General features: G+C 69.3%; 23 protein-coding genes (1 of these 23 cut by a window edge). 15 read left to right on the top strand and 8 right to left on the bottom strand.

The window, feature by feature from the left end; translation table 11 throughout:
• Positions 1 to 860 carry the final stretch of an ATP-binding cassette domain-containing protein gene (locus CCO03_RS18250; RefSeq protein ID WP_087283396.1) on the top strand. It extends 1,048 nt beyond the left edge of the window, so the window shows 860 of its 1,908 coding nt (coding positions 1,049-1,908); its start codon lies off the left edge, out of view; it ends in the stop codon at positions 858 to 860.
• A 602-nt stretch (positions 861 to 1,462) separates the two neighbouring features.
• Here the strand turns inward: CCO03_RS18250 and CCO03_RS18255 are convergent.
• Both CCO03_RS18255 and CCO03_RS18260 read right to left on the bottom strand, forming a co-directional pair.
• Positions 1,463 to 2,590: an anhydro-N-acetylmuramic acid kinase gene (locus CCO03_RS18255; protein ID WP_087283398.1), complete on the bottom strand. Its 1,128-nt coding sequence runs from the start codon at positions 2,588 to 2,590 to the stop codon at positions 1,463 to 1,465.
• 64 nt (positions 2,591 to 2,654) lie between these two features.
• On the bottom strand, positions 2,655 to 3,968 hold the full coding sequence (locus CCO03_RS18260) for a M23 family metallopeptidase (RefSeq protein WP_087283400.1): 1,314 nt from the start codon (positions 3,966 to 3,968) through the stop codon (positions 2,655 to 2,657).
• 234 nt (positions 3,969 to 4,202) lie between these two features.
• Between CCO03_RS18260 and tyrS the strand changes: the two genes are divergently transcribed.
• The gene (tyrS, locus tag CCO03_RS18265) at positions 4,203 to 5,435 is read left to right on the top strand and encodes a tyrosine--tRNA ligase (RefSeq protein ID WP_087283402.1); all 1,233 of its coding nucleotides are present in this window, start codon (positions 4,203 to 4,205) and stop codon (positions 5,433 to 5,435) included.
• Between the two features lie 242 nt (positions 5,436 to 5,677).
• On the opposite strand, the gene CCO03_RS18270 is transcribed toward tyrS, so the two are convergent.
• The gene (locus CCO03_RS18270) at positions 5,678 to 6,229 is read right to left on the bottom strand and encodes a hypothetical protein (RefSeq protein WP_157667793.1); all 552 of its coding nucleotides are present in this window, start codon (positions 6,227 to 6,229) and stop codon (positions 5,678 to 5,680) included.
• A gap of 42 nt (positions 6,230 to 6,271) precedes the next feature.
• Between CCO03_RS18270 and dtd the strand changes: the two genes are divergently transcribed.
• The 6 genes from dtd (at position 6,272) to CCO03_RS18295 (ending at position 10,610) form a co-directional block, all read left to right on the top strand.
• Positions 6,272 to 6,730, top strand: coding sequence for a D-aminoacyl-tRNA deacylase (gene dtd / locus CCO03_RS18275; RefSeq protein WP_087283406.1), 459 nt, complete (start codon positions 6,272 to 6,274; stop codon positions 6,728 to 6,730).
• A gap of 227 nt (positions 6,731 to 6,957) precedes the next feature.
• Positions 6,958 to 7,170: a hypothetical protein gene (locus tag CCO03_RS19990; protein ID WP_205690333.1), complete on the top strand. Its 213-nt coding sequence runs from the start codon at positions 6,958 to 6,960 to the stop codon at positions 7,168 to 7,170.
• A gap of 105 nt (positions 7,171 to 7,275) precedes the next feature.
• The gene (locus CCO03_RS18280) at positions 7,276 to 8,439 is read left to right on the top strand and encodes an acyl-CoA dehydrogenase family protein (RefSeq protein ID WP_087283408.1); all 1,164 of its coding nucleotides are present in this window, start codon (positions 7,276 to 7,278) and stop codon (positions 8,437 to 8,439) included.
• Positions 8,440 to 8,561: 122 nt separating this feature from the next.
• Positions 8,562 to 8,930, top strand: coding sequence for a hypothetical protein (locus tag CCO03_RS18285; RefSeq protein ID WP_157667795.1), 369 nt, complete (start codon positions 8,562 to 8,564; stop codon positions 8,928 to 8,930).
• Between the two features lie 3 nt (positions 8,931 to 8,933).
• On the top strand, positions 8,934 to 9,155 hold the full coding sequence (locus CCO03_RS18290) for a hypothetical protein (RefSeq protein WP_087283411.1): 222 nt from the start codon (positions 8,934 to 8,936) through the stop codon (positions 9,153 to 9,155).
• Between the two features lie 186 nt (positions 9,156 to 9,341).
• Positions 9,342 to 10,610, top strand: coding sequence for a multifunctional CCA addition/repair protein (locus CCO03_RS18295; RefSeq protein ID WP_087283413.1), 1,269 nt, complete (start codon positions 9,342 to 9,344; stop codon positions 10,608 to 10,610).
• Between the two features lie 256 nt (positions 10,611 to 10,866).
• On the opposite strand, the gene CCO03_RS18300 is transcribed toward CCO03_RS18295, so the two are convergent.
• A complete protein-coding gene (locus CCO03_RS18300) occupies positions 10,867 to 12,078 on the bottom strand; it encodes an MFS transporter (RefSeq protein WP_087283415.1) in 1,212 nt (403 codons plus the stop codon).
• A gap of 134 nt (positions 12,079 to 12,212) precedes the next feature.
• Here CCO03_RS18300 and CCO03_RS18305 point away from each other — a divergent pair, with 134 nt between their 5' ends.
• Positions 12,213 to 13,274 carry a LysR family transcriptional regulator gene (locus CCO03_RS18305; RefSeq protein ID WP_087283417.1) on the top strand — a complete coding sequence of 354 codons (1,062 nt, stop codon included), beginning with the start codon at positions 12,213 to 12,215 and terminating at the stop codon, positions 13,272 to 13,274.
• Positions 13,275 to 13,346: 72 nt separating this feature from the next.
• Here CCO03_RS18305 and CCO03_RS18310 read toward each other — a convergent pair whose 3' ends face one another.
• Positions 13,347 to 14,585: an MFS transporter gene (locus CCO03_RS18310; RefSeq protein ID WP_087283419.1), complete on the bottom strand. Its 1,239-nt coding sequence runs from the start codon at positions 14,583 to 14,585 to the stop codon at positions 13,347 to 13,349.
• 196 nt (positions 14,586 to 14,781) lie between these two features.
• Here CCO03_RS18310 and CCO03_RS18315 point away from each other — a divergent pair, with 196 nt between their 5' ends.
• Together CCO03_RS18315 and CCO03_RS18320 are read left to right on the top strand one after the other, a co-directional pair.
• A complete protein-coding gene (locus CCO03_RS18315; protein ID WP_157667796.1) occupies positions 14,782 to 16,497 on the top strand; it encodes an IPTL-CTERM sorting domain-containing protein in 1,716 nt (571 codons plus the stop codon).
• Positions 16,498 to 16,645: 148 nt separating this feature from the next.
• On the top strand, positions 16,646 to 18,367 hold the full coding sequence (locus CCO03_RS18320) for a DUF11 domain-containing protein (protein WP_157667797.1): 1,722 nt from the start codon (positions 16,646 to 16,648) through the stop codon (positions 18,365 to 18,367).
• A gap of 226 nt (positions 18,368 to 18,593) precedes the next feature.
• On the opposite strand, the gene CCO03_RS18325 is transcribed toward CCO03_RS18320, so the two are convergent.
• The 3 genes from CCO03_RS18325 to CCO03_RS18335 are packed head-to-tail and all read right to left on the bottom strand — an operon-like array spanning position 18,594 to position 20,617.
• Positions 18,594 to 18,788, bottom strand: coding sequence for a DUF2905 domain-containing protein (locus CCO03_RS18325; protein ID WP_087283425.1), 195 nt, complete (start codon positions 18,786 to 18,788; stop codon positions 18,594 to 18,596).
• On the bottom strand, positions 18,785 to 19,420 hold the full coding sequence (locus CCO03_RS18330; RefSeq protein WP_087284909.1) for a DJ-1/PfpI family protein: 636 nt from the start codon (positions 19,418 to 19,420) through the stop codon (positions 18,785 to 18,787). The genes CCO03_RS18325 and CCO03_RS18330 overlap by 4 nt, the downstream gene beginning before the upstream one ends.
• 21 nt (positions 19,421 to 19,441) lie before the next feature.
• Positions 19,442 to 20,617, bottom strand: a complete 1,176-nt coding sequence (locus tag CCO03_RS18335) for a class I SAM-dependent methyltransferase (protein ID WP_418236032.1) — start codon at positions 20,615 to 20,617, stop codon at positions 19,442 to 19,444.
• A gap of 193 nt (positions 20,618 to 20,810) precedes the next feature.
• On the opposite strand from CCO03_RS18335, the gene CCO03_RS18340 reads away from it, so the two are divergent.
• The 4 genes from CCO03_RS18340 to CCO03_RS18355 all read left to right on the top strand — a co-directional run bounded on the left by CCO03_RS18340 (position 20,811) and on the right by CCO03_RS18355 (position 24,134).
• The gene (locus tag CCO03_RS18340) at positions 20,811 to 21,647 is read left to right on the top strand and encodes an SDR family oxidoreductase (RefSeq protein ID WP_087283427.1); all 837 of its coding nucleotides are present in this window, start codon (positions 20,811 to 20,813) and stop codon (positions 21,645 to 21,647) included.
• A gap of 64 nt (positions 21,648 to 21,711) precedes the next feature.
• On the top strand, positions 21,712 to 22,158 hold the full coding sequence (locus CCO03_RS18345) for a dihydroneopterin aldolase (RefSeq protein ID WP_087284912.1): 447 nt from the start codon (positions 21,712 to 21,714) through the stop codon (positions 22,156 to 22,158).
• Positions 22,155 to 22,553 (top strand): dihydroneopterin aldolase, encoded by a 399-nt coding sequence (locus CCO03_RS18350; protein WP_087283429.1) that lies wholly within the window; start codon positions 22,155 to 22,157, stop codon positions 22,551 to 22,553. The genes CCO03_RS18345 and CCO03_RS18350 overlap by 4 nt, the downstream gene beginning before the upstream one ends.
• A gap of 312 nt (positions 22,554 to 22,865) precedes the next feature.
• Positions 22,866 to 24,134: an alpha/beta fold hydrolase gene (locus CCO03_RS18355; protein WP_087283431.1), complete on the top strand. Its 1,269-nt coding sequence runs from the start codon at positions 22,866 to 22,868 to the stop codon at positions 24,132 to 24,134.
• Positions 24,135 to 24,293: the final 159 nt, after the last annotated feature.

A 24,293-nucleotide genomic window follows, 5' to 3' on the forward strand; every position in this document is an offset into this window, starting at 1 on the left:
CGCTGCTCAAGCTGATCCTGGGCGAGCTGGACGCCGACTCGGGCCACATCAAGCGCGGCGCCAACCTGCAAGTCGCCTACTTCGACCAGATGCGCGACACCCTCAACCTCGATGCCACGCTGGAGGACTTCATCAGTCCCGGCAGCGAATGGATCGAGATCGGCCAGAAGCGCCAGCACGTGAAGAGTTACCTGGGCGATTTCCTGTTCAGCCCGGCGCGTGCGCATTCGCCCGTTCGCAGCCTGTCCGGCGGTGAACGCAACCGCCTGCTGCTGGCCCGCCTGTTTGCCCGGCCCGCCAACGTGCTGGTGCTGGACGAACCCACCAACGACCTCGACATCGACACCCTGGAATTGCTGGAAGACATGCTGGCCCAGTACGAAGGCACGGTGTTCCTCGTCAGCCACGACCGCGCCTTCCTGGACAACGTGGTCACCAGCACGATTGCCTGGGACAGCCCCGGCCACTGGCGCGAATACGAAGGCGGGGTGGATGACTGGCTGGCGCAAAGCGAGCGTTGGCGCGCCTTCGCCGACACGGTGCCGGCAGCGTCCCGCACGACGGCCCCCTCCGCGGCCGAGGCGTCGTCACCCGACAGCGCAGCCCCTTCATCCGCCAGCCCGAGCGCCCCGCGGAAAAAGCTTTCCTACAAAGAGCAGCGCGAGTTCGATGCCCTGCCCCAGCAGATCGAAGCGCTGGAGGCCGAGCAGACCGCCCTGCGCGCCGAACTGGCCGACGGCAGCCTGTACGCCAGCGACCTGGAGCGCGCCGTGGCCCTGCAGGCACGCGACACCGAGATCGAAACCGCCTTGATGGATGCCCTGGAACGCTGGGAAGCCTTGGGCGCTCGCATGGGCTGAGCGTCACGTCGCATCTCAGATCGATTGTTGAATTTCAAGCAGTATGACCCGATTTTCGTTTATCCAGAAACGGTGACCACCCCATACTACCTCACGCTCAACATCGAAGCCAGGATGCAACGTTCAACGTGACTCGCCGGCCGCATGCCCCATCGAACCACCAGACACGATGTACGCCGATGTGCGGGCCAAACCGTCCAACGTGAGGCGCCAAGCGGCCCACCCCGCACGCATCGGCACCGCCGGCGCGTTTCGCGCCAGGCAAACCCTCACACACCGAACCACAGACCGTCGCAGCGAGGAACCGTCGAACTGCACGCACGCACGCGGTGGGACCCACGGCGTGGCCCTGCCGCGCCGCGCACAGCCAACGCATCCGCTTCGCCCAGCTTATCGAGATCGCGCAACGCATCGGGCTTACGCAACATTTTTTGCGGGGTATGGGGTTGTTGCCGATCTCCTGTAAACGGCAATGTCAGGATACCCCATGCACCAATCGCACTCAACGGGACCAACGCATGTGGGCGCATGGACCATGCTCCACACGGTGTGACGCAGACGCCCGCAGCCCTGACCAGCGCGCCAAAGGCTTCAGCCCAGCCTCATCGCGGGTAGATGGCCCCCAGGATGCGCGGCCCCTGGGCATGGGTGACGCTGGGCAGGTTGCCCGGCAGCCCCTGGCAGCAGCGCCAGGCCAACCAGGCAAACGCCGCCGCCTCGACCTCGTCGCTGGCCAGGCCATGCATCTCTGCCGTTTCAAAGCACAACCCCGGCAATCGGCGCTGCAAGCGGCGCACCAGATCGCCATTTCGGCTGCCGCCCCCGCACAGGATCACGCGCGTGGCCGCCGGCGCGTGCCGCACGATGGCGTCGGCCGTGCTCTGCGCCGTCAGCTCGGCCAGCGTGGCCTGCACATCGACGGGTGACACATCCCCCACGGCCTGCAAACACCCCGTCAGCCAAGCCAAGTGGAAATCGTCGCGCCCCGTGCTCTTGGGCGGCTGCCGGGCAAAGAACGGGTGGGCCAGCAAGCGCTGCAGCAGCTCGGGCTGCACCCGTCCCGTCGCTGCCCATGCGCCATCGCGGTCATAGGGTGCCTTCAGGTGCCGCTCGCACCACAGGTCGAGCAGGGCATTGGCCGGTCCGGTATCCAACCCGCGCACCGCATCGCCCTCCAGGATGCTGATGTTGGCAATGCCGCCCCAGTTGAGGACCACGGTATCGCCCGCCGCCTTGCCCAGCCACGCCTGGTGAAAGGCTGGCACCAACGGCGCCCCCTGGCCGCCCGCCGCCAGATCGCGTGCACGCAGGTCGGCCACCACGGTGATGCCCGTCAACTCGGCCAACAACGCGGGCTGGTTGAGCTGCAAGGTGTAGCCATGGGGCAAGTCGGCCGACACCGCTTGCGGGTGATGGCGCACCGTTTGACCATGCGCGCCCAGCGCATCGATCGCCGCGGCCTGCAAGCCGGCGTCTGCGAGCACCCGCGTCACCGCTTCGGCATACAAGCGCACCAGGGCAATCGATGCCACCGAGGCCCGATGCAACTCGTTGGCCCCGGCGGCATTCAGCGCCAGCAACTCTTCGCGCAGCTCGCCGGGCATGGCCCGGTGCGCATGGGCCAGGCGCTGCATCGGCGCCTGGGCGTCGAAGCGCATCAGCACGGCATCCACCCCGTCCATGGAGGTGCCGGACATCAGGCCAATGGCGAGAAACGGTGCGTGGGTCATGGTCGGCTACATGAAAAAAGCCGCGAAACGCGGCTTTGAATCGGAACAGGGATGGGCGACGGGCTCACTCACCCATCACACCGCTTTGCAATTGCTTGGCCGCCGCCATTTGGGTGCTCATGTAGGCCGACGCCGTCTTGAACACCTGGCGCAACTCGGGCGCGATGGGCTGGGTGCGGGCGTAGTCGGCCAACACCGCCGGGTCGTGCGGCTCGTTGTTGATGCGGAATTCGAAATGCAGGTGGGGGCCGGTGGCATAGCCGGTCGAGCCCACGGCGCCGATCGTGGTGCCTTGCGTGATCTTTTGACCCTGCGCAACGTCGATCCGGCTCAGGTGGGCATACACCGTGCTCTGGCCTTGGCCATGGTCCACGAACACCACGTTGCCATAGCCGCTCTGCACGCCGGCAAAGGTCACCTGACCATCGCCCACCGTGCGCACCGGCGTGCCGGTGGGCGCCGCGTAATCGACCCCCGAATGCTCGCGCACGTAGCCGAAGATGGGGTGATTGCGGCTGCCGAAGTTGCTCGACACGCGCGTGAACGCCAAGGGCGCCACGGTGTAGCTGCGCTTGAGGCTCTTGCCGTCAGGGGTGTAGTAGCCGCCGTTGCCCGGGGTCTGCTCGAACCACATGGCCTGGTTGCGCTTGCCCCGGTTGATGAACTCGGCCGACAGCACACGCCCTGCACGCAGCGCCTCGCCATCGGCCTCCATCACCTCGTACACCAGCGTGAACCGATCACCGCGGCGCACCGACCGGTGGAAATCGACCAGACCGGAAAAGATCTCGGTCAGCTGGTCGGTCACCGAATCGGGAATGCGCGCCTCGTCCATCGCCGTGAACAGCTTGGAATCGACCTGGCCGCTCACCACCCGTGTGGCAGCAGTCAGCGGCGCCGACTCGACGCGCGACAGCAGGCCCTGGTCGTCGCGCTCGACCACCAGCCGCGAAAACTTCACGGCCTCGTCTCCATCGATCCAACGGGTGGTCAGCGACACCAGGCGCTGGCGCTCGTCAACCTGCGCCGACACCGTGCGCCCCGACGTGCCCAGCAACGCCTCGCGCACCGATTTGTTCTGGCGGATGAAGGCTGCGGCTTCGGCATCGACCACCCCCAGGCGGCTCAGCAACGAGTCGGCGGTGTCGTTCTGGCGCGAGGTGTCCTGACGGCTCAACTGGAAGCTGTAGCCCTCCAGCGCCTTGACCTGTTCGGCCAGGCCTTGCGTCTGCACCGAATGCGTGATCTCACGAACTTTTACATTGCTGTCGGTGGCGCTGCCATTGGCCACGGCGAAGGCCCCACCACCGCCCAACAGGAACACCGCTGCCAAAGCGGCCGTCACGCGCTGAGGGTGACGCTGGAGGGAATCGGCCATCGCCAACGATGCGTTGATGAATGTTTGTTTCACGAGAACCTGTCTTGCCCGCCAGGGATGTCGGGGTGATGGCCCATACCATCGATCGGCACCGGGCAGAAGCCCGATCCGCCCCGGAAACGGCGCGCAAGTGTGAAAATTGCATGAAGTTTGGCCGCATAAAATGCTTTGAGCTGCGACCAGCGATAGCTTCAGTATATCGACGTAGGTAGATGCCTACAATAAATTATCCCTATGAATGCCCCTGCTGTTACACGCCATCCGGTCACCGATCGGGTCCGCGAAGCGTTGGCCATCACCTTGCGTGGCGCCGACGAATTGATCCCCGAATCCGACTGGCTGCAGAAGCTGGCCCGGGCGGAAGCCACGGGTGAGCCGCTGCGGATCAAGCTCGGGCTGGACCCCACCGCGCCCGACATCCACATCGGCCACACGGTGGTGCTCAATAAATTGCGCCAATTGCAGAACCTGGGGCACACGGTCATCTTCCTGATCGGCGACTTCACCAGCCTGATCGGCGACCCCTCGGGCCGCAACAGCACGCGCCCCCCGCTGTCGGCCGAGCAGATCCGCGTCAACGCCGAGACCTACCGCGAGCAGGCCTACAAGATCCTCGACCCCGAGCGCACCGAGCTGCGCTACAACTCCGAGTGGTGCGACCAACTGGGCGCGCGCGGCATGATCCAGCTCGCCGCCAAGTACACGGTGGCCCGCATGATGGAGCGCAACGACTTCCACCAGCGCTTCACCGAGGGCAGCTCCATCAGCCTGCACGAGTTCCTCTACCCGCTGATGCAGGGCTATGACTCCGTCGCCCTGAAGTCGGACCTGGAACTGGGCGGCACCGACCAGAAGTTCAACCTGCTCATGGGCCGCCACCTGCAGCAGGAGCACGGGCAGGAGCCACAGTGCGTGCTGACCATGCCGCTGCTGGTGGGGCTGGACGGCGAGCACAAGATGTCCAAGTCCAAGCACAACTACATCGGCATCACCGAGGACGCGAACACCATGTTCGCCAAGACCTTGTCGATCTCGGACGACCTGATGTGGGACTGGTACACGCTGCTGTCGTTCAAGTCCCTGGCCGAAATCGACGCCCTGAAGGCCGAGGTGACGGGCGGACGCAACCCCAAGGACGCCAAGGTCATGCTGGCCAAGGAGATCACGGCGCGATTCCATTCGGCCGCGGCGGCCGACGCGGCCGAGCAGGACTTCGCATTGCGCAGCAAGGGCGGCATCCCCGACGAGATTCCGGAGCTGACGCTGACCGGTGCACCGGTGGGCATCGGCGCACTCATCAAGCAAGCCAACCTGGCCGCCTCCACCGGTGAAGCCAACCGCCTCATCGACGGCGGTGGCGTGCGCATCGACGGCCAGGTCGTCAGCGATCGCGGCCTCAAGCTGGATGTGGGGACGTATGTGCTGCAGGTGGGCAAGCGCAAGTTCGCGCGCGTGACCCTGAGCTGAGTCGCGCACGGCCAAGGCCCAGGCCTGGCGGACGCGGCGCACCGGGGGTCTGGCGATCAACGCGGTCAGCCGTGGCCTCAGACATGGCGTCCAACCGCTGCGCCAGCCGGGCTGCGAACCGCCCAGTGCCCCGCACAGAGCATCGAAGCCTGGCAGATCACCCCATGAAGCAGTATGGCCGGGTTGTCGTTCAAATTTGAACGACAACCCGGCCATACTGCCTTTCAACACACCAACGCGCGTCAGTTGCTGGGCTGGGTGTGCTGCGGCGCCAGGGCCTTGCACTCGGCCGAGCTCCAGTCGTTCTTGCAATGCGCCCAGCCGCAGGCGTTGCGGCGGAAGGGGTTGTTACCCGCCTCGGTCAGGCACTTGCCCAGCGGCGTGTTCGAGCGGCCGCCCTGGTCGCCGATGACGTTGCCGCCACTGGCCGGACAGGCCCCCTGGCCCCAGCGCCCCTGGCAGTGCTGGCGCATGCAACGGTCGCGTGCCACGGGGTTCATGCCCACGTGGTCCATGCAGCTCTTGAGGCTGGCGTTGGGGTCCGCCGAGGGATCGGCGCTCGAGCGGTAGGGCTGGTCCTTGGTCGACCGCGGCGCGGCTTTCGCCGCAGGCGCCGGGCTGCGCTGGCCCTGCTGCTGGCTTTGTTCAGCGCGGTGCTTGCGAACGGCTTCGATGGCCTCGCGCGAATTCTGGGCCTGCGCATCCACGCCGGCCGTCAGCGTCGTCACGGCCACCGCCAGCACGGCCAGGCCATGGCCCATGCGCCGCAGCAGGGTTTGCCATTGGGGTCTCATGCATACTCCTCGGTTGTTCATCCATGGGCACTGTAGCCAAGAATGATTGCCTTGATCCAGCGCGTGTTGCAAGCCAATGTGACAGTGGGCGGCCGCACCACCGGCGCCATCGGCCGCGGCCTGCTGGTCCTGCTGTGCGCCGAACGCGGGGACGACACCGCCACCGGCGAGCGCCTGCTGGCCAAGCTGCTCAAGCTGCGCGTGTTCGCCGACCCCGCCGGCAAGATGAACCTCAGCGTGCAGGACGTGCAGGGCGGCCTGCTGATCGTGAGCCAGTTCACGCTGGCGGCAGACGTGTGGAGCGGCAACCGCCCCAGCTTTGGCGCCGCCGCCCCACCCGAGCTGGGACGTGCGCTGTACGAGCACGTGGTGGCGCGCGCCCGCGCGCTGCACCCCACCGTGGCCACGGGGGAATTCGGCGCCGACATGCAGGTGCAGCTCGTCAACGACGGCCCGGTGACGATCCCGATGCGGGTGGCGCCCGTGAGCCTCGCTGGCTGACCGCTTCGGCTGGCTTCCGTTGCGGCGTCCTCGGGAAATGCTGGGCCAGGGCGCGTGGGCGGTGCAATTCGTTGTTGCCCCTTGACGCCCTTGTGCCGCGGCGGCATCCCTCGGATGCAACCTGCAGGCTCGAGCCGTGCAGGGACGCCTCATGCTGTGGAGTAGTCCCTCACTCCCGTTTTTCAATCAATGATGACAAGGCCATACTGCTTTTCAGTTGTGAGGGGTTGGGCACTGTCCCTCGGCGAACACCCCTCATCCAGCCCGACATGCGCGTCTCGGCGCGCCGTTGCATCGCCGATCTGGGCGAGACGCGCGAGCCGCTGGCGCTGGCGCTGCTCGCATCCCGGGCACGTGGCGCGGCCCGCCTCGCGCGGCCCTTCACCACGCCGGATCGCCTGTGCGGCAACCCCGATTCCATGGGCCAGGCCCGCGCATGACCTGGCGCCAGCCCGCCGCCTTTGACGCGCGGGCGATTGGCCGCGCCCCGCGACGGTGCAAAAATGCCCAGTTCCGCCCGTCCGGGCAAGCTATCCCACACGCGCATGGACTTCGCACTCAACGAACAGCAGCAGCAAATCGTCGACGCCATCGAAAAGGTGTGCACGCCGTTTGATGCCGACTACTGGCTGGCCCGCGACAACGACGGCGAATTCCCCGAGGCCTTCTACAACGCCCTGGCCCAGTCGGGCTGGCTGGGCATCGCCATGCCCGAAGAGTTCGGCGGGGCCGGCCTGGGCATCACCGAGGCGGCGCTGATGATGCACACCATCGCCGGCACCGGCGCGGGCCTGTCGGGCGCGTCGGCCGTGCACATGAACATCTTCGGCCTGCACCCGGTCGTGGTCTACGGCACGCAGGCGCAGAAGGCGCGCATGCTGCCGCCGCTGATCGCCGGCAAGGACAAGGCCTGCTTCGGCGTGACCGAGCCCAACACTGGACTCAACACCCTCAAGCTCAAGACCCGCGCCGTGCGCGACGGCGACCACTACGTGGTGCACGGCCAGAAGGTGTTCATCTCGACCGCGCAGGAGGCCAACAAAATCCTGCTGCTGGCCCGCACCAAGCCGGTGGAAGACTGCAAGGGCACCGAAGGCCTGAGCCTGTTCTACACCGACCTCGACCGCAGCACGGTCGAAGTGCGCGAGATCCCCAAGATGGGCCGCAAGTGCGTGGACACCAACCAGGTCTTCATCGACGGCCTACGCGTGCCCGTCGAAGACCGCATCGGCGAAGAGCACAAGGGCTTCGAATACATCCTGCACGGCATGAACCCCGAGCGCATCCTCATCGCGTCCGAGGCCATCGGCCTGGGCCGCGCGGCCCTCAAGCGCGCCGCGCACTACGCGGGCGAGCGCATCGTGTTCGACCGCCCGATCGGCAAGAACCAGGGCATCCAGCACCCGCTGGCCGAGCGCTGGATCGAGCTGGAAGCCGCCTTCCTGCTGGCCATGAAAGCCGCCTGGCTGTACGACCAGCACAAACCCTGCGGGGCCGAGGCCAACGCCGCCAAGTTCTTTGGCGCCGAAGCCGGCTACCGCGCCTGCGAAACCGCCATCTTCACGCATGGCGGCATGGGCTACGCCAAGGAATTCCACGTCGAGCGCTACATGCGCGAGAGCTGGATCCCCCGCCTGGCCCCCATCAGCCCGCAGCTGATCCTGTGCTTCATCGCCGAAAAGGTGCTGGGGCTGCCGAAGTCGTATTAATGGGGTATTACATGCCTACTCCTATAAATCTGGCGGCAAGCTTTGCATACTGCCAATGATGTGCTGGTGTGACCGTTTGGCTGTGCAGCTGAACCTTTGTCGACGGACCGAGTCGCAGCGGCATGCATGCACCTTTGCGATGGATCTGTGGTGGCCTGGCCTTGGCGGCTGGCTTTGTCCTGCTGTGGCCGCCGATTGATGAATCGGTCAGCAAGGCGCAAGTCACCTGCGTTCAGTTCAACGACGTGGACAAGGCCATTGCGCTGTACCGCACGGCGCATGGGCGTCCACCTGCACAACTGACCGACTTGCTGCCTGAGCAATTGCGCGAGCTGCCAGTCGATTCCTGGGGCCGGTCCATGCGCTATCGGGTTTTGAGTGAGAACGGCTGGTCGCTGCACTCAGCCGGGCCCAATGGGCAAGACGAGGGCGGCGGGGGAGACGACCTGCGCTGGGACCCTGTGGCAGAGGTCTGCCAGGTGAAGGAGTGATGCATGCGCAAGCTGTGGCTGGGATTGATTGCGCTGCTCGGCGCTGCGGTGTTGTTTTTCTCTGCGTTCTTGCATGCGTTTGACGACAGCCACGACAACACCACTTGCTTTCTCCTTACGGAAGAGATGCGGGCGATCGAGGCATTTCGCCTTCGCCACCAACGGCTGCCCGTGGGGCTGGCCGAGTTGCCCGGCGATGGCCAGGACCCTGGGTTTACCGTGTGACGGGTGCGGCGAGTTACGAGCCGCGCAGCATGGGCGGCAATGGCGTGGATGAGGCGGGCCATGGTGATGACGTCTGGCGCGAGGCCAATCATCACCGCCCGGGCATCGGCTTGTGCTTTGATCAATGGGCGTCGCGCCTGCTGGGGTAAAGCTGAGCGGTGTGTGGCAGCAAGCCACAATCCCCCCATGCAAACCTACCTCGTTGGCGGTGCCGTGCGCGACCGCTTGCTCGGCCTGCCCACGCAAGACCACGACTGGGTGGTGGTGGGCGGCACACCCCAGGCCATGCTCGATGCCGGCTACACCGCCGTGGGCAAGGACTTCCCCGTCTTTTTACACCCGCAGACCCACGAGGAGTACGCGCTGGCCCGCACTGAGCGCAAGACGGGACAAGGCTATACCGGCTTCGCCGTGCACGCCGCGCCCGACGTGACGCTGGAAGACGACCTGGCCCGGCGCGACCTCACCATCAACGCCATCGCCGCCGAGCTGCCCTGGCTGGACGAAGGCGCGCCGGCCGGCAGCGCGCGGCTGATCGACCCCTACGGCGGCCAGCGCGACCTGGCCGCCAAGGTGCTGCGCCATGTGACCGACGCTTTCCGCGAAGACCCGGTGCGCATCCTGCGCGTGGCGCGCTTTGCGGCGCGCTATGCCGACTTCAGCGTGGCGCCCGACACCCTGGCGCTGATGCGCGAGATGGTGGCGGCCGGCGAAGTCGACCACCTGGTGCCTGAGCGCGTGTGGCAAGAGCTGGCGCGCGGGCTGATGGAGGCCAGGCCCTCGCGCATGTTCGCCGTGCTGCGCGACTGCGGCGCGCTTCAGGTCTTGATGCCCGAGCTGGACCGCCTGTGGGGCGTGCCGCAGCCGCCCGCGCACCACCCCGAGGTGGACACCGGCGTGCACGTGATGATGGTGATCGACCAGGCCGCTGCCCTGCAGGCGCCGCTGACCGTGCGTTTTGCGGGCTTGATGCACGACCTGGGCAAGAGCACCACGGACCCCGCCCTGCTGCCCAAGCACCACCTGCACGAGCTGCGCAGCGTGGACCTGCTGCTGCCGCTGTGTGAGCGCCTGAAGGTGCCCGTGGCCTGCCGCGACCTGGCCGAGCTGGTGGCGCGCGAACACACCAGCGTGCACCGCAGCCTGGAGGCCAAGCCCGCCAGCATCGTGCGCCTGCTCGAGCGCAGCGACGCCATCCGCAAGCCGGCGCGTTTTCGCGATGCGCTGTGGGCCTGCGAGTGCGATGCGCGCGGCCGCCTGGGCCTGGCCGACCGGGCCTACCCGCAGCGGGCCTACCTGAATGCCCTGCTGGACGCCCTGCTGGCCCTGGACACCGCGCCCATCGCCCGGGCCGCGCTGGCCAAGGGACTGCGCGGGCCGCAGATCGGCGAGCAGATCCACAGCGCCCGGGTCGACGCCGTGCGCGCGGCCATGCCGGGCGCAGCGCCCGCGTAGCGCACCTGGGCCGCGTCAAGGGCCGTGCCGTCCAGCCCCGGCGCCGCCAGCCTTGCCCGTCCACCAAGCGTTGGCGCTGGGATGGCGCGAGAAGCGAGAAGCGAGAAGCGAGAAGCGAGAAGCGAGAAGCGAGAAGCGAGAAGCGAGAAGCGAGAAGCGAGACATGATCCGCTTCATGGCGTCATGATTTCAAGCAGTATGCCGCCACATTCGTTTTTTAGAAAACGAGAACAGCCGCATACCGCACATCACCCCATCAAACCGCCTGGCAGACGGCGCCAGCCTCTGCAAGGGGCACGCCGCCGCCGGCCGGCGCTGCGCTGGCATCGGGCAGGCGGGCGCTCCAGGCTTGCAGGGCCAGGCCCAGCACCGTCAGCCCGGCGGCCACCCAGGTGACCGACAGCAGGCCCAGGCCGTGCGCGATGGCCCAGCCGCCGGCCCAGGCGCCCAGGGCGTTGCCCAGGTTGAAGGCGGCGATGTTGAGGCTGGACGCGAGGTTAGCGCCCGCCGTGCCAGCCTGCGCCAGCACGCGCATCTGCATGGGCGCCACGGTGGCAAAGGCGGCCACGCCCAGCACCAGCACATAGACCATGGCCACGGCCGTCTGCCCAAAAGCCCAGTGACCGACGACGAGCACGGCCAGCAGCGCCAGCAGGCTCTGGCGCAGCGCCCGCATCACGCCCCGGTCCGCCAGCTTGCCGCCCCACAGGTTGCCCAGCGCCAGGCCGGCGCCGAACAGCAGCAGCGTTGCGGCGACGGCGTTGTTGCCCATGCCGGTGAGCTGCGTCAGCACGGGCTCGATGTAGGTGTAGAGCGCGAACACGCCGGCAAAGCCGAACACCGTGATGCCCAGCGCCAGCCACACCTGCAGGCGACGCAGCCCGGCCAATTCCTGGCGCAGCGGCGCGGGCTGGGGCCGTTCGCGGTCGGCCGGCACGAACACCGCCAGGATGGCCAGGGCCACCACGCCCACCCCGGCCACGGCGGCAAACGCCATGCGCCAGCCCCAGTGCTGGCCGATCCACGCGCCCACGGGCACGCCCAGCAGCGTGGCCAGCGTCAGGCCCGAAAACATCAGCGCGATGGCCGAGGCCCGCTTGTCGGGCGCCACCAGCCCGGTGGCCACCACCGCGCCCACGCCGAAAAAGGTGCCGTGCGTGAACGAGGTGAGCACGCGGGCGGCCAGCAGCCAGCCGTAGCTGCTGGCCAAGAAGGCCGCCACATTGCCCAGGATGAAGATGCCCATGAGGGCCATGAGCAGCTGCTTGCGCGGCCAGCGCCGCGTGCCCAGGGTGAGCACCGGCGCGCCCACGGCCACGCCCAGGGCGTAGCCCGAAATCAGCGTGCCCGCGGTGGGGATGGAGATGTGCAAGTCCTGGCTGACCTGGGTCAGCAGGCCCATGATGATGAATTCGGTGGTGCCGATGCCAAAGGCACCAGCCGCCAGCGCCAACAGCGACAATGGCATGTGAAGTTTCCTGGTTGGATGCGATGCGGCCGGAGCCCGTTGGCCCGGCCGGATGCCCACGTGGGCAGGGGGCAGAGGATGCGCCCGGCGCCGGCTCTTGAGTAGATGGACACCGGGCACTACATTTGTGCCCCATGGGCACAAATGAACCCGCCGCGTCCGGTCACACCACCGGTCACGTCCCTGATCCCACGCCGCGCCAGGTGCCCAGCCGCCCGTTGGGTCCGCATCGCCCGCGCGCGCTGCCCGGTGCAGGCGACGAACTGCGCGTGAACCGCGCGGCCGAGCTCAGTGTCTTCGTGCGCGTGGCCGAGCTGGGCAGTTTTTCAGCCGCGGCGCAGGGTTTCGAGATGACGCCCTCGGCCGTCAGCAAAATCGTCGCCCGGCTGGAGCAGCGCCTGGGCGTGCGCCTGCTGCAGCGCTCCACACGCCAGCTGCAGCTCACCCCCGAGGGCCGCGAGCTGCTGGCCGGCGCCAAGCGCGTGCTGGGCGAGCTAAACGACCTGGAACACGCGCTGGGCGCCCAGGCCCAGCCGCAGGGGCTGGTGCGCCTGAACACCAGCTCGTCGACCGGCCAGCGTCTGGTGGTGCCCCTGATGCCACGCCTGATGGCCGAGTTTCCGCGGCTGCGGTTCGACCTCAGCTTCACCGACCACGTGGTCGACCTGATCGAGGCCCAGGCAGACATCGCCATCCGCTGGGGCCGGCTGCCCGCGTCCGACCTGGTGGCGCGGCGCCTGGGCCAGACCCAGCAGGTCCTCGTCGCCTCGCCGGCCTACCTGGCCGCGCACGGCGTGCCGCGCCAGCCGTCCGACCTGGCGGCGCACGTGCGCATCGGCTGGAACTACCCGCGCGCCATGCCGCACTGGCCGCTGCGCGTGGCGGCCAAGCGCCTGACCCTGCCCATTGGCGAACAGCTGCGCGTGAACGACGGCGAGGTCATGCGCCACCTGGCGCTGGCAGGCGCCGGCGTGGCGCGCCTGTCGCTGTACCACGCCTGGGATGACCTGCGGCATGGCCGCTTGCGCGTGCTGCTGCAGCACGCCAACCCCGGCGACCTGGAGCCCATCCACGCCGTTTACCCCGGCCGGCCCGACCAGCTGCCGCCCCGCACGCGCGCCGTGCTCGATTTTCTGCAGGCCCACGTGGACCTGCGCCATGCCGAAACCGTGCCGCCAGACTGGTGCGAATCCTGACGCGCGGCAAATCGATCCCTCAGTCAGTATCGGCCTGTTCCCGTTGTTCATGAAACGGCGATGAGGCCATACTCATGAACCGCCTCGCCTGGCCAGGCCGCCCAGGGCCGGCGTTCGCCACAGCAGCAGCGCGCACACCAGGATGGGCGCCGCCAGCAGCGCGTAGCCCAGCCGAAAGTGGCCCACCTGCGCCCCCAGCCAGCCAAAGGCCGTGGGCCCGAAGACGTTGCCCATGAAGGTGATGGCCAGCGTGCCGCCCGTGGCCATGCTGGCCAGACCCGTCGGCGCCTGGCGCGCCACCTCGGACAGGTAGACGCCGTTCCAGCCCACGGCGCTGGCGCCAAACGCCACCAGCAGCACCCCGATGGCCCACAGCGGCCAGCTCATCTGCAGGTTGGCCGTCGCCAGCGCGCAAGCGGCCATCAGCAGCGCCAGGCCGATCAGGGTCCAGCGCGGCCCCAGCCAGCGGTCGGCCACATAGCCCCAGGCCACGCGGCCGAGCACGCCGCCCGTCTGCGCCCACGACAGCCACAGGCCGGCCAGCACCAGCCCCACGCCCAGGTCGTGCGTGAGGAAGGTCGACAGGTAGGCCGTGAGGGCCAGCTGCGTGGCCGAAAACACGAACGAGCACGCGGCCAGCCGCGCCAGCGTGGGCTCGCCCAGCACCAGGCGCACCGGCTCGCTCAAAGCCGCGCCCCCCAGGCGCGCGTGCGGCTGGCGGTCTGCATCGAGCGCGGCGCGCAGCGGCTGCGCCACGCCCGCCAACACCACGGACACCGCCGCCACCGCCAGCAGGGCACCGGACCAGCCCAGCCAGAGCGACAGTCCCGGCACGCTGGCGCCCGCCAACAGACCGCCCAGCGGCACCCCCGTCTGCTTGAGCGAAAACACCAGCGCCATGCGGTGCGGCGGCGTGCTTTGCGCCAGCAGGTGTGAGCTGGCCGGCGTGATCGGCCCATAACCCATGCCCACCGCCAGCGCCCCCAGCGCCATCACCCCCACGTGGGGCACGGCGCTCAGCGCCAGCCCCGCCGCGCATGCCAGCAAGCCCAGCTGACTGGCGCGGATGGCGCCAAAGCGCTTGACCAGCGCCCCCGACCCCAGGCTGGACAGCATGGCCGCCACGTAGGCCAGGGCCACGTAGCCGCCCACCCAGCTGACGGCGACGCCCAGCTGCGGCGCCACCTCGCTCGCGATGACCGGCAGGCTGAGCAGCGCCATGGCCACCATGGACTGGATGGCCAGCGTGATGGTCAGGGTTCCCCACACGCCGGTGGGCGGGTGCGGCGGCTGGGTTTGGGGCAACGACATGGCCGCATCATCGTCGAGGCGATGGCCACGGGGCAGCCGGAGGCTGGTGGGCCTGTCGCGGGCGCGCAGCGCCTTGCCGGGCTTAAGTCACGCCAGGCGGGCATGAGGCGACGACGGGCGGTCAAAACCGATGGACACATTCGGCACGCTCTGGCACAAACGCGGCATTTGGTAACAAATGATGGGAAATCAACGCATGATCCGCCGCAATCGCCCCGCATCGCGCGCTCGCTGGACCCTGGTCATGGCCCTGACGGCCAGTGCGCAACTGGCACATGCCGCCTGCGTGGACAACGCCGATCGGGCGCAGGCCCCGATCGCTGGCGACACGTGCCTGGCCAACGGTTCCAGCTATCTGGGCTCGGGCAACGCCAACAACACCTTGCTGGCCAGCGGGGCAGGCAGCACGCTGACCGTGGCCAACACCGTCACGGTCAACCCCGGCAACGTCAGCTCATCCGGTGGCCAAGGCGTGGTCTCGGCCTTCAGCGGCGGGCATGTGATCGCGCAAGGCGGCGTCACGGTCATCCAGCGCGGAGGCGCCAACTCGTACGGCATCTCGGCCGGGGGGCAATCGGCAACCGGGGGCACGGTCGACATCGCCGGCCCCCTTTCGGTGACCATGTCGGCTGCGGGGCAATTCAGACGTGCCGTCATGGCCAATGGCGCCACGGGGCTGGTGACCATCGGCGGCCACACCACCATCCGCCACACCGGCGGCAGCGGGCACCGGGGCTTGAGCGCCGAAGGCGGCGGCACCATCCACTACACCAGCGCCGACATCGACTTCACCGCGCGCCCCGCGGCTCCCCCAGACCCGGCCATTCCCGGTGACACCGGCAGCAACGGCATCCGCGTGCTGACCGACAGCGCCCGCCTGCATGGCACCGGCAACACCGACATCCGGGTGGAGGGCACCAACTCCATCGGCCTGCTGACCAATGCCAATGCCGAATCCACCATCGACGGCTGGCTGCGCATCAACGTCGGCCCCAATGGCGCATCGGCCGCCAACATCCAAGGCAATGCCACCGTCAGCATCGGCCCCAATTCGGCGCTGAACCACCCCACGGGCAGCGCCGTCGTCATCAGCAGCGCCCATGCCACGCCGCTGGTGGCTGGCCCCGGCTTGACCATGGCGGCTGTCACCGGCTTCACCTACACCGGCGCCATCGCCCCCGAAACCACGCTGACCAACGCCACCGTCACCGCCACCACCCTGTGGCACGCCACATCCGGTGCGGAGGCCGACTTCACCGCCCATGGCGGCGGCTACACCGGCACCAGCACGCAAGACGGCACCAGTACCCTGACCGTGACCCTGGCGGACGCGGCCGTGTGGCATCTCAACGCCGACGCCACGCTCACCACGCTGAACCTGGAAAGCAATGGCACGCTGGAAGCCGCCAGCGCCTCGCGCACTGTGACGGGTGACGTGAAGAACATCTCGGGCCTGGTCGATCTGAGCGGCACCACCCCGCAAACCGGCGACACCTTCACTGTGGGTGGCAACCACACCGGTGGCGGCGGCACCGTGCGCCTGGACACCGCGCTGGGCGACTCCGCCTCGCCCACCGACGTGCTGCACATCACCGGCGACAACGTCAACGGCGGCAACACCCAGCTCGACGTGCGCAACCTGGGCGGCGCCGGCGCAGCCACCACAGGCGACGGCATCCTGGTTGTGCAGGTGGATGGCGACTCATCCGGCACCTTCACGCTGGCCAACAGCCCGCTGGATGTGGGCGGTTTCCGCTACAGCCTGGTGCAGGTCGGCAGCCACTGGTACCTGCAATCGCAACGGGCCCCGGTCGCCACCGCCAAGCCCGTGCCCACCCTGGATGCGTGGGCCTTGGCCGCGCTGGCCGGCCTGCTGGGCGGTGTCGGCTGGCGTCGCCGCCGCACGCGCTGAGGCCAGCCCCCGGGCATGCCGATGGGGCACGCCGGGTGGTTGGTGGCTGCGGGCCGTTGACCTGACCTCCTTTCCCTTCCGACAACCGCAACCGCCCTGCACCCCAAGCCCACCGTCGTGGCCCGGGGTGGCAGGGCCGCTTTTCGACATGCGCGCCTCGTTCACCCTGCACCGCTTCGTCTCCTTCGCTCCCCGACGCCCCGCCCTTCACGCCACCTGGATGCTGGCGCTGGCCGTGCTCGCTGCGCCCCTGGCCGCACAGGCCCAGGACCGTGTGCTGTTCATCAGCTCGGATGAATCGGCCAACGCCGGCTGGAACGGCTACCTCACCAACGCCCGCAACGCCTTCGAGGCGGTGGCCCCGGCAGGCACCTTCGTCAACCGCACCGGCGCCTTGTCGGGCACGGCGTCGCTCACCGGCGACATCGCCGACGCTCGGATGCTGATCCTCGCCACCGTGTGCAGCGCCACCCAGGCCAACCGCTGGGCCGAAGTCGAAGAGGCGCTGAAAACCCGGCCCGACCTGATGGTGATCAGCTTCGTCGATGGCTCGACCGCCCCGGGCTGCCCCGCCAATCTGGCCCGGTTCACCACCGCCATCAACGCCATCCGGCCGGCGGCCTGGAGCCCCATCACCGCCACGCCCACCAGTGGCGACATCACCGCGCCGCTGAACCAGCAATCGCTGTATGCGGCCACCTTCCAGGCGGTGCTGCCGTCCATCCGGGGGCAGTTCTGGGGCCGCATGTCGCCCGTCCCCACCGACTACGCCCTGTACACCTCGGCCGCGGTCGCATCGCCGGCCCCGGCCACCGTCACCAACGCCTATGGCTTGTTCATCCCGCAAGCCGCGTCCAACGGCGGCCACGGCGCCTGCCTGTTCTTCGTGGCCGACGCCACCCAGTTCAACCTCAACCAGCCCGCCCAGTCGACGGCCATTGCCCGCGCCTTCTACGCCGCGGCCACCGACCCCAGCGGCGCCTGCCAGCAACCCGTGGCCAACGTGCCCGACCTCACGCCCAGCCTGGCGGGCGCCACCGCCTTGAACATCGGCGCCACGCACAGCGTGCGGCTCACGGTGTCCAACGCCGACCAGGCCGCCAGCGCGGATGGGCTGGTCACCGTCACGCTGCCGGCCGGCCTGGCACTGGTGAACGCGCCCGCCGGCTGCACGCCGTCTGCCACGCCACCCGAGGGCTTCAGCTGCCCGCTGTCCGCGCTGGCGGCCAGTGGCACCCTGGCGCTCGACTTCGACGTTCGCGCCACGGCCGTGCTGGCCAACGCGGCCATCTCGGCCGAGGTGAGCGGCGTCACCGGCGAAGTGAACACGGGCAACAACAGCGCCACCCTGCTCGTGTCCGCATCCGGCGCGCCCGACCTGACCAGCACGCTGACGGGCCCGGCCCAGCTGAACGTCGGCGCAACCGGCAGCTACCAGGTGGCGGTGCGCAACCAGGGCAACCTGGGCAGCACCGATGGCGTGCTGACCCTCGTCCTGCCCACGGGCTTGGCGCTGGATGCGGCCACCCTGCCCGCGGGCTGCACCGCGGTGGCCACAGGCTTCACCTGCCCGCTGTCCGCCATCGCCGCCGGTGGCAGCGCGGCCGCCCTCAGCTTCAGCGCCCTGGCCACGGCCGCGTTCACCGATCAGCCCATCGAGGTGCAGGTGACCCAGGTGAACGGCGAACAGGTGATCGGCAACAACGGCGCCTCGCTGTTGGTGACGGCCACCTCGGTCCCGGTGGCGCCCACCCCGGCCGTGCAACCCGTGCCCTCGCTGCAGGCCGGCGCACTCGGTCTGCTGGGGCTGCTGCTGGCCGGCATGCCAGCGTGCGTACGCCGGCAACCCCGTGCCTTGAAGCGGAGCTGACGCAGGCATCACGTCAGCAAGCAGTATCACCTAATTTTCGTTTTAAATGAAACGCAGTTGGACCCATACTCCCGTATTTCAAACCTGCGTCTTCATGGTCAGGCGCGCACGACGTGCGCTTGACCCAGGAGCGCGTGTCCCCGGCCACGACCGAGTTCGGTGCCCCGTGCGCTACCCGGGTTGAGTGGTCTGCTGGTCTGGCGCCGAAAGGCGTCTGACCGCGGCGTCACACCAGGTGCACCAGCCAATTCAGCAGCGCGGACAGGATCAGCGTGCTGGCCAGGGGGATGTCCCAATCGCGGCCCAGCAGGCGAAAGCGAAAGTCGCCGGGCAGCCGCCCCAGGCCCAGTTTGCGCAGCCAGGGCGTCAGGCCGTTGAGGACGACCAGCGCCAGGAACACCACGATGACCCAGCGGATCATGGCGACTCGCCCGCCGTGTGCGCATACCGCGGCGCCAGGGTGTGGGCCGCCGGTCCGCCGTGGCGCACCCCGTCGGGGTAGTACTCGGCCGCCAGCTGCACCTTGCCGGCCACCGCCTCGCCGGCCGTGGCCGCGATGAAGGCCAGCGCCATGTCCATGCCGGCCGACACGCCGGCCGCCGTCCAGGTGTCGCCATCGCGCACCCAGCGGGCCTCGACCACGTTCACGTCGCCCAGATCACGCAAGCGCTGCAACGACGCCCAGTGCGTGGTCGCGCGCTTGCCGCTCAGCAAGCCGGCCGCGTGCAGCACAAAGGCACCCGTGCACACCGACAGCACGGCCTGAGCGCGCGCCGCCTGCTGGCGCACAAAGGCCAGCAGCTCGGGGTTGCCGACCTCGCGGCGCGTGCCCTGGCCGCCGGGCACCAGCAGCACATCCAGCGGCGGGCAGGTCGCGAAGCTGTGCTGCGGCACCACCGACAGGCCTTTGGCGCAGCGCACGGGCGCGCCGGTGGCGCTGACGGTGACGCAGGGCGGGCCGCCCGCCACCTGCTGCCACATCGTCAGCATCTCCCAGGGGCCGACAAAGTCCAGCTCCTCCACGTCGTCAAACAACAGCACGCCTGTGGTCATGAACATCTCCTGGATGGGGCGTCACAGCCGGTGGCTGCGGTCGCCATGCGCAAACCCCAGCGCCGCGAATTCGGGGTGGGACGTGAACGCCAGCACCTTGAACAGCTCGCCCATCTCGTGTTCGGCGATCAGCTTCATCGCCTGGGCGCGCTGGGGCAGCGCGGCGGCCTGCATGCGCTCGGTGAGGCCGCAGTTGATGAGGAAATGCGCCTGCGAGGTGTAGCCCAGCACGGCCATGCCGGCCTGCTGCGCGGCCAGCGCGATGCCGGTGAAGTTGACGTGCGCCGTGATGTCCTTCTCGCCCACGGCGATCAGCGGGTTGTCGTCGACCTGGTGCAGCTGGTGGCAGACCAGCGTGCCCGTGCTGCGCTGCGGGTGGTAGTACTCGGCCTCGGGAAAGCCGTAGTCCAGCAGCAGCGCGCAGCCGCCGGGGCCGCCGGCCGCCTGGTTGCGCGCAAAGGCCTCGGCCAGCGTGGCGATGAAGGCCTCGGCCTGGGGGTGGACCTCGGTGACGTAGTCGTGGTCGCCCTCGACCTCGACCGGGGGGCGCAGCGCGGTGGGCCGGTCGGCCCAGACCAGCGCGCCGTCGTGCAGCACCACGCCACGCTCGTGCCAGGCGCCGTTCACGCGCGCCAGCAGCTGCACGGGCATGGCGTCCAGCAGCTCGTTGCCTAGTACCACGCCCTGCACGTTTTCAGGCAAACGGTCGTGCCAGCATACTTGCTCACCATAGGCCGACAGCCGTTGCTGCTGACGCGCGCGCAGGCTGCCCGACAGGTCGACGATGTGGTAGCGCGCCACGCGCACGCCCTGCTCGGCCAACGCGCCCAGCACCTGCTCGGCCAGCGCGCCGCTGCCGGCGCCGAACTCCCAGACCTCGTCGCTGCCCAGCTCGGCCAGCATCTGCGCCACCTGCACGGCCACGGCCTGGCCGAACAACGGCGACAGCTCGGGCGCCGTGATGAAGTCGCTGCCCGACTGCGGCAGGGCGCCGAATTTGGTGCGCCCCCCGCTGTAGTAGCCCAGGCCGGGCGCGTACAGCGCCTGCGCCATGAAGCGGTCAAACGGGATGAAGCCCTGCTCGGCCTCGGGCTGCAGGCGCGCCAGCCACTCGGCCGACAAGGGCGACACCAGGCCCTGGGGAGAGGCCGGCTCAGGCACCGCGGAGGGGCTGGCTAGAATGGATTTGCGAGTCACGGCGGCATTGTCGCCCAGGCCGCCGCCGCATCGGTCCGCCCGTCCGGAGCGAATTGCAGGGGCGTCTGGAGCGCCGCCCCGCGATCCGACCCAGGCCGCGCCACCGCCCGGGCCAGACCCCGCCCGCCTTCGACCCATTCACCATGCCCATTCCGCTCGTTCACCACCGCCGCACCGGCCCGAAAGGCTGGGCATGACGCCCTGGGTGCTGGTCACCGGGGGCGCCAAGCGCCTGGGCCGGGCCGTGTGCGAGGCCTTTGCCGCGGCGGGGTGGAACGTCTGCGTGCACCACCTGCGCTCGGGCGAGGCCGCACAGGCCCTGTGCACCGAACTGCGCGCCCGCGGCGTGCGGGCCGACACCGTGCAGGGCGACCTCTGCGACGCCCGCGCCGTGGCGCGCTGGTTCGCCCAGGCCTGCGCGACCATGGGCCGCGCCCCGCAGGCCGTGGTCTGCAACGCCTCGCTGTTCGAGCCCGACACGGGGCGCGACCTGGCGCCGGACCTGCTGGCCGAGCAGCTGCAGGTCAACCTGATCGCCCCCATGCAGCTGGGGAGTTTGCTCTGGCACGCGATTGATGCGCAACGGCAACCGGGTGATGCTGTCCATGACCCGCAACACGAGGCGACCGCCCGCCCCAGCGTCATCCACGTGCTGGACCAGAAGGTGTTCAACCTCAACCCCGACTACTTTTCGTACACGCTGACCAAGCTGGCGCTGGAGCGCGCCGTGGTGCTGCAGGCCCAGGCGCTGGCGCCCCAGGTGCGCGTGAACGCGGTGGCCCCGGGCCTGATGTACCTGAGCGGGCCGCAAAGCGAGGACAATTTCGCCCGCGCCAGCCGCGTGAACGCGCTGCAACAGCCCATCGACCCGGCCGACGTGGCGCGCGCGGCCGTCTACCTGGCGACGGCCGCCGCCTGCACCGGCACCACCGTGCGCGTGGACAACGGCCAGCACCTGGTGCCGCTGGGGCGTGACGTGATGTTCGCCGTGGACCACCTGCAGGCCGGCGTGCTGCCCGGCTCGGCATGACCGCGCGGGCCGCCCCCGACCGGCGCACGTGCCGACCACCGGCCTCTTTTTCACCGCCTTCGCCATGAACCCTGTCCTGTCCTTTGCCGAAACCGAACTGGCCCTGCTGCGCCAATGCCGGCGCCTGTTCCTGAACCGCCTGGAGCTGCCGGCGCGCATCGGCGTGCACGCGTTCGAGCGCAACGCGCCCCAGCGCCTGTGGCTGGACGTCAGCCTCTGGGTGCCGCTGGCCCAATCGACGCCGCGGGGGGACGAACTGGCCGAAGTCGTGGACTACGACTTCGTGCGCGCCGAAGCCCAAGCGTTGCTGTCACGCGGCCACCTGCAGCTGCAGGAAACCCTGGTCGATGCCCTGGCCGAGCGCCTGCTGGCCCATCCCGCCGTGGTGGCCGTGCGCGTGGCCAGCAGCAAGCCCGACGTCTACCCCGACACCGCGGCCGTGGGCGTGGAGGTTTTCCGCCTTCGCGCCACAGGCCTCACCCCCTCTGCCCCTTCTTCTGCCCCCGCATGACCCCCGCATCCCCTTCCGACGCCCTCGCCCACCGCACCGGCGGCCAGGTGCTCAGCCTGACCGGCCTGCGCTTCCAGGCCAGCCTGGGCATCCTGGCCCACGAGAAAAAAGCGCCGCAGCCGATTCAGGTGGACGCCGAACTGAGCCTGGGCGAACAGCCGCTGGTCCCGCAGGACGACGACATCAAGCACGTGCTGGACTACCGCAAGGTGCGGCAGATCATCATCGACGAGTGCACGGCCGAACACGTGAACCTGCTGGAAAGCCTGATCGGCAAGCTGTGCGCGCGGCTGATGCAGCTGCCCGGCGTGCACGGCGTGCGCGTGAAGATCGTCAAGCTGGAGATCTTCGACGACTGCGAGGTCGCCATCCGCATGGAAGCCGGCAGGTGGTGAGGGCGGTGGGCCCATCGCGGTCGGCGCAGGCCAGCAGGCCTGCGGACCCGCCGCGTGGCCGGCCTTGCTTCGATGTGGATGGCGCTTGAGACCTTGAGTATGGGGTGATTGCCGTTTTCATCTAAACGACCATGGAACCATACTCCAGCATTTCCGACTCTGCGGTCTTCATCATGCCCCAGCATCCCGCTGCGGGCGATGCCCGGCCCGGCCCCTGGCGCTGCAGGGCTGACAACCCGGCACGCCCGCGGCCGGCCCTGTTCATGAGCACCCCCCGCACCCCGCCCGCGTGAGCGGCCCCGCGCAGACCGCATGACCCCGACCTCGCCCATCGCCCGACGCCAACGCCTGCTGCTCGCGCTGTGCGGCCTGAGCGCGGTGGCGGGTGGCGTGCTCGGCGCCCACACGCCCCTGCTGGCCGCCGCCTGGGCGTTTCAGGCCCTGGTGGGCTGGTGGGCAGGGGTGCTGGCCCTGCAGATGGCCCTGGCCCAGCAAGGCAACCGCCGCGCGTGGCGGCAGCACCTTCAGCGCCGGGATGGCACCGGCCCCCGAATCGCCCACACCGCTCAACCCCAAGCTGCAGAAGCCACGGCAGCCACGCCTGCCTCCCATGCAGGCTCGGCGCCCGGCGCAGCGCCAGGTGCCGCACAGGGTGGGTCCGCCTCCCGCATGGCGCCGGCCAGCGCGCCCTCGCCCTCCGGCACGGCCTTGGGTGCCCCGGACCCTCACGACCGCCAGGACCCGCTGCATCCGGCCACACGCCTGGTCGCCGTGCGCGCCTGGCTCTGGAGCTGCTGGGCCGCGCCCGCGGTGTTCTTCTGGCGCCAGCCCTTTCGCGAAGGGCGCTGGCCCGACCTGCTGCCGCAGGCCACGGCCGGCCATGCCGGTGCGCCACAGGCCTCACGCGGCGCACCAGACACCCCATCGGGGCAGCCAGTCCGACGTGACGTGCCGGACATGCCCGATCAGCGGCAGGCACAGCGCGCCGTGCTGTTCGTGCACGGCTTCGTGTCCAACCGCGGGTTCTGGAACCCCTGGCTGCAGCGGCTGACCGCCGAGGGCGCGCCGTTCATGGCCGTGAGCCTGCGCCAGCCGTTTGCGCCGCTCGACACGCAGGCCGCCGAGCTGAGCGCCGCCGTGGACCACGTCATCGCCACCACGGGCCAGCCCCCGCTCATCGTGGCCCACTCCATGGGCGGGCTGGTGGTGCGCGCCTGGTTGCGGCACGAGGCGCGGTCAGGCCTGCGCTGGCCCGACCGCGTGCACCGCGTGGCCCTGATCGCCACGCCCATCGCGGGCACCGGCCTGGCGCGCTGGGCGCTGGGGCCGCTGGGCGCGCAGATGCGCCGGGCCGAAGATGGCGGCCACTGGGTCACGCGGCTGAACGCCGACTTGGACGCGCTCGCCATCCCGCGCCAGCTGTTCGCCTGCTGGGCCTCCAACACCGACAACATGGTGTTTCCGGCCCACACCGCCCTGCTGGCCGGCGCCGACTCGCATGTGCACCGCGGTGTGCCCCACGTGCCGCTGGCCCACCACCCCGCCGTCATGCGGGCCGTGCTGACGTTGCGGCATGGCTGAAGAAGCAGTACCCCACCAAAGTCGATTCAACACCATCGGCCCATGCACCATACTCCTCCAAGTCAGAATCCCCACGTTTTTGCTGCAATGCCGATCGGCGCGTTGACGCGGACCCGGTGTAAGCCCCGCTGAACACCCGGGTGCAGCGCCGCCACCGGC

This window comes from Comamonas serinivorans (genome assembly GCF_002158865.1).
Classification (GTDB): domain Bacteria; phylum Pseudomonadota; class Gammaproteobacteria; order Burkholderiales; family Burkholderiaceae_C; genus Comamonas_E; species Comamonas_E serinivorans.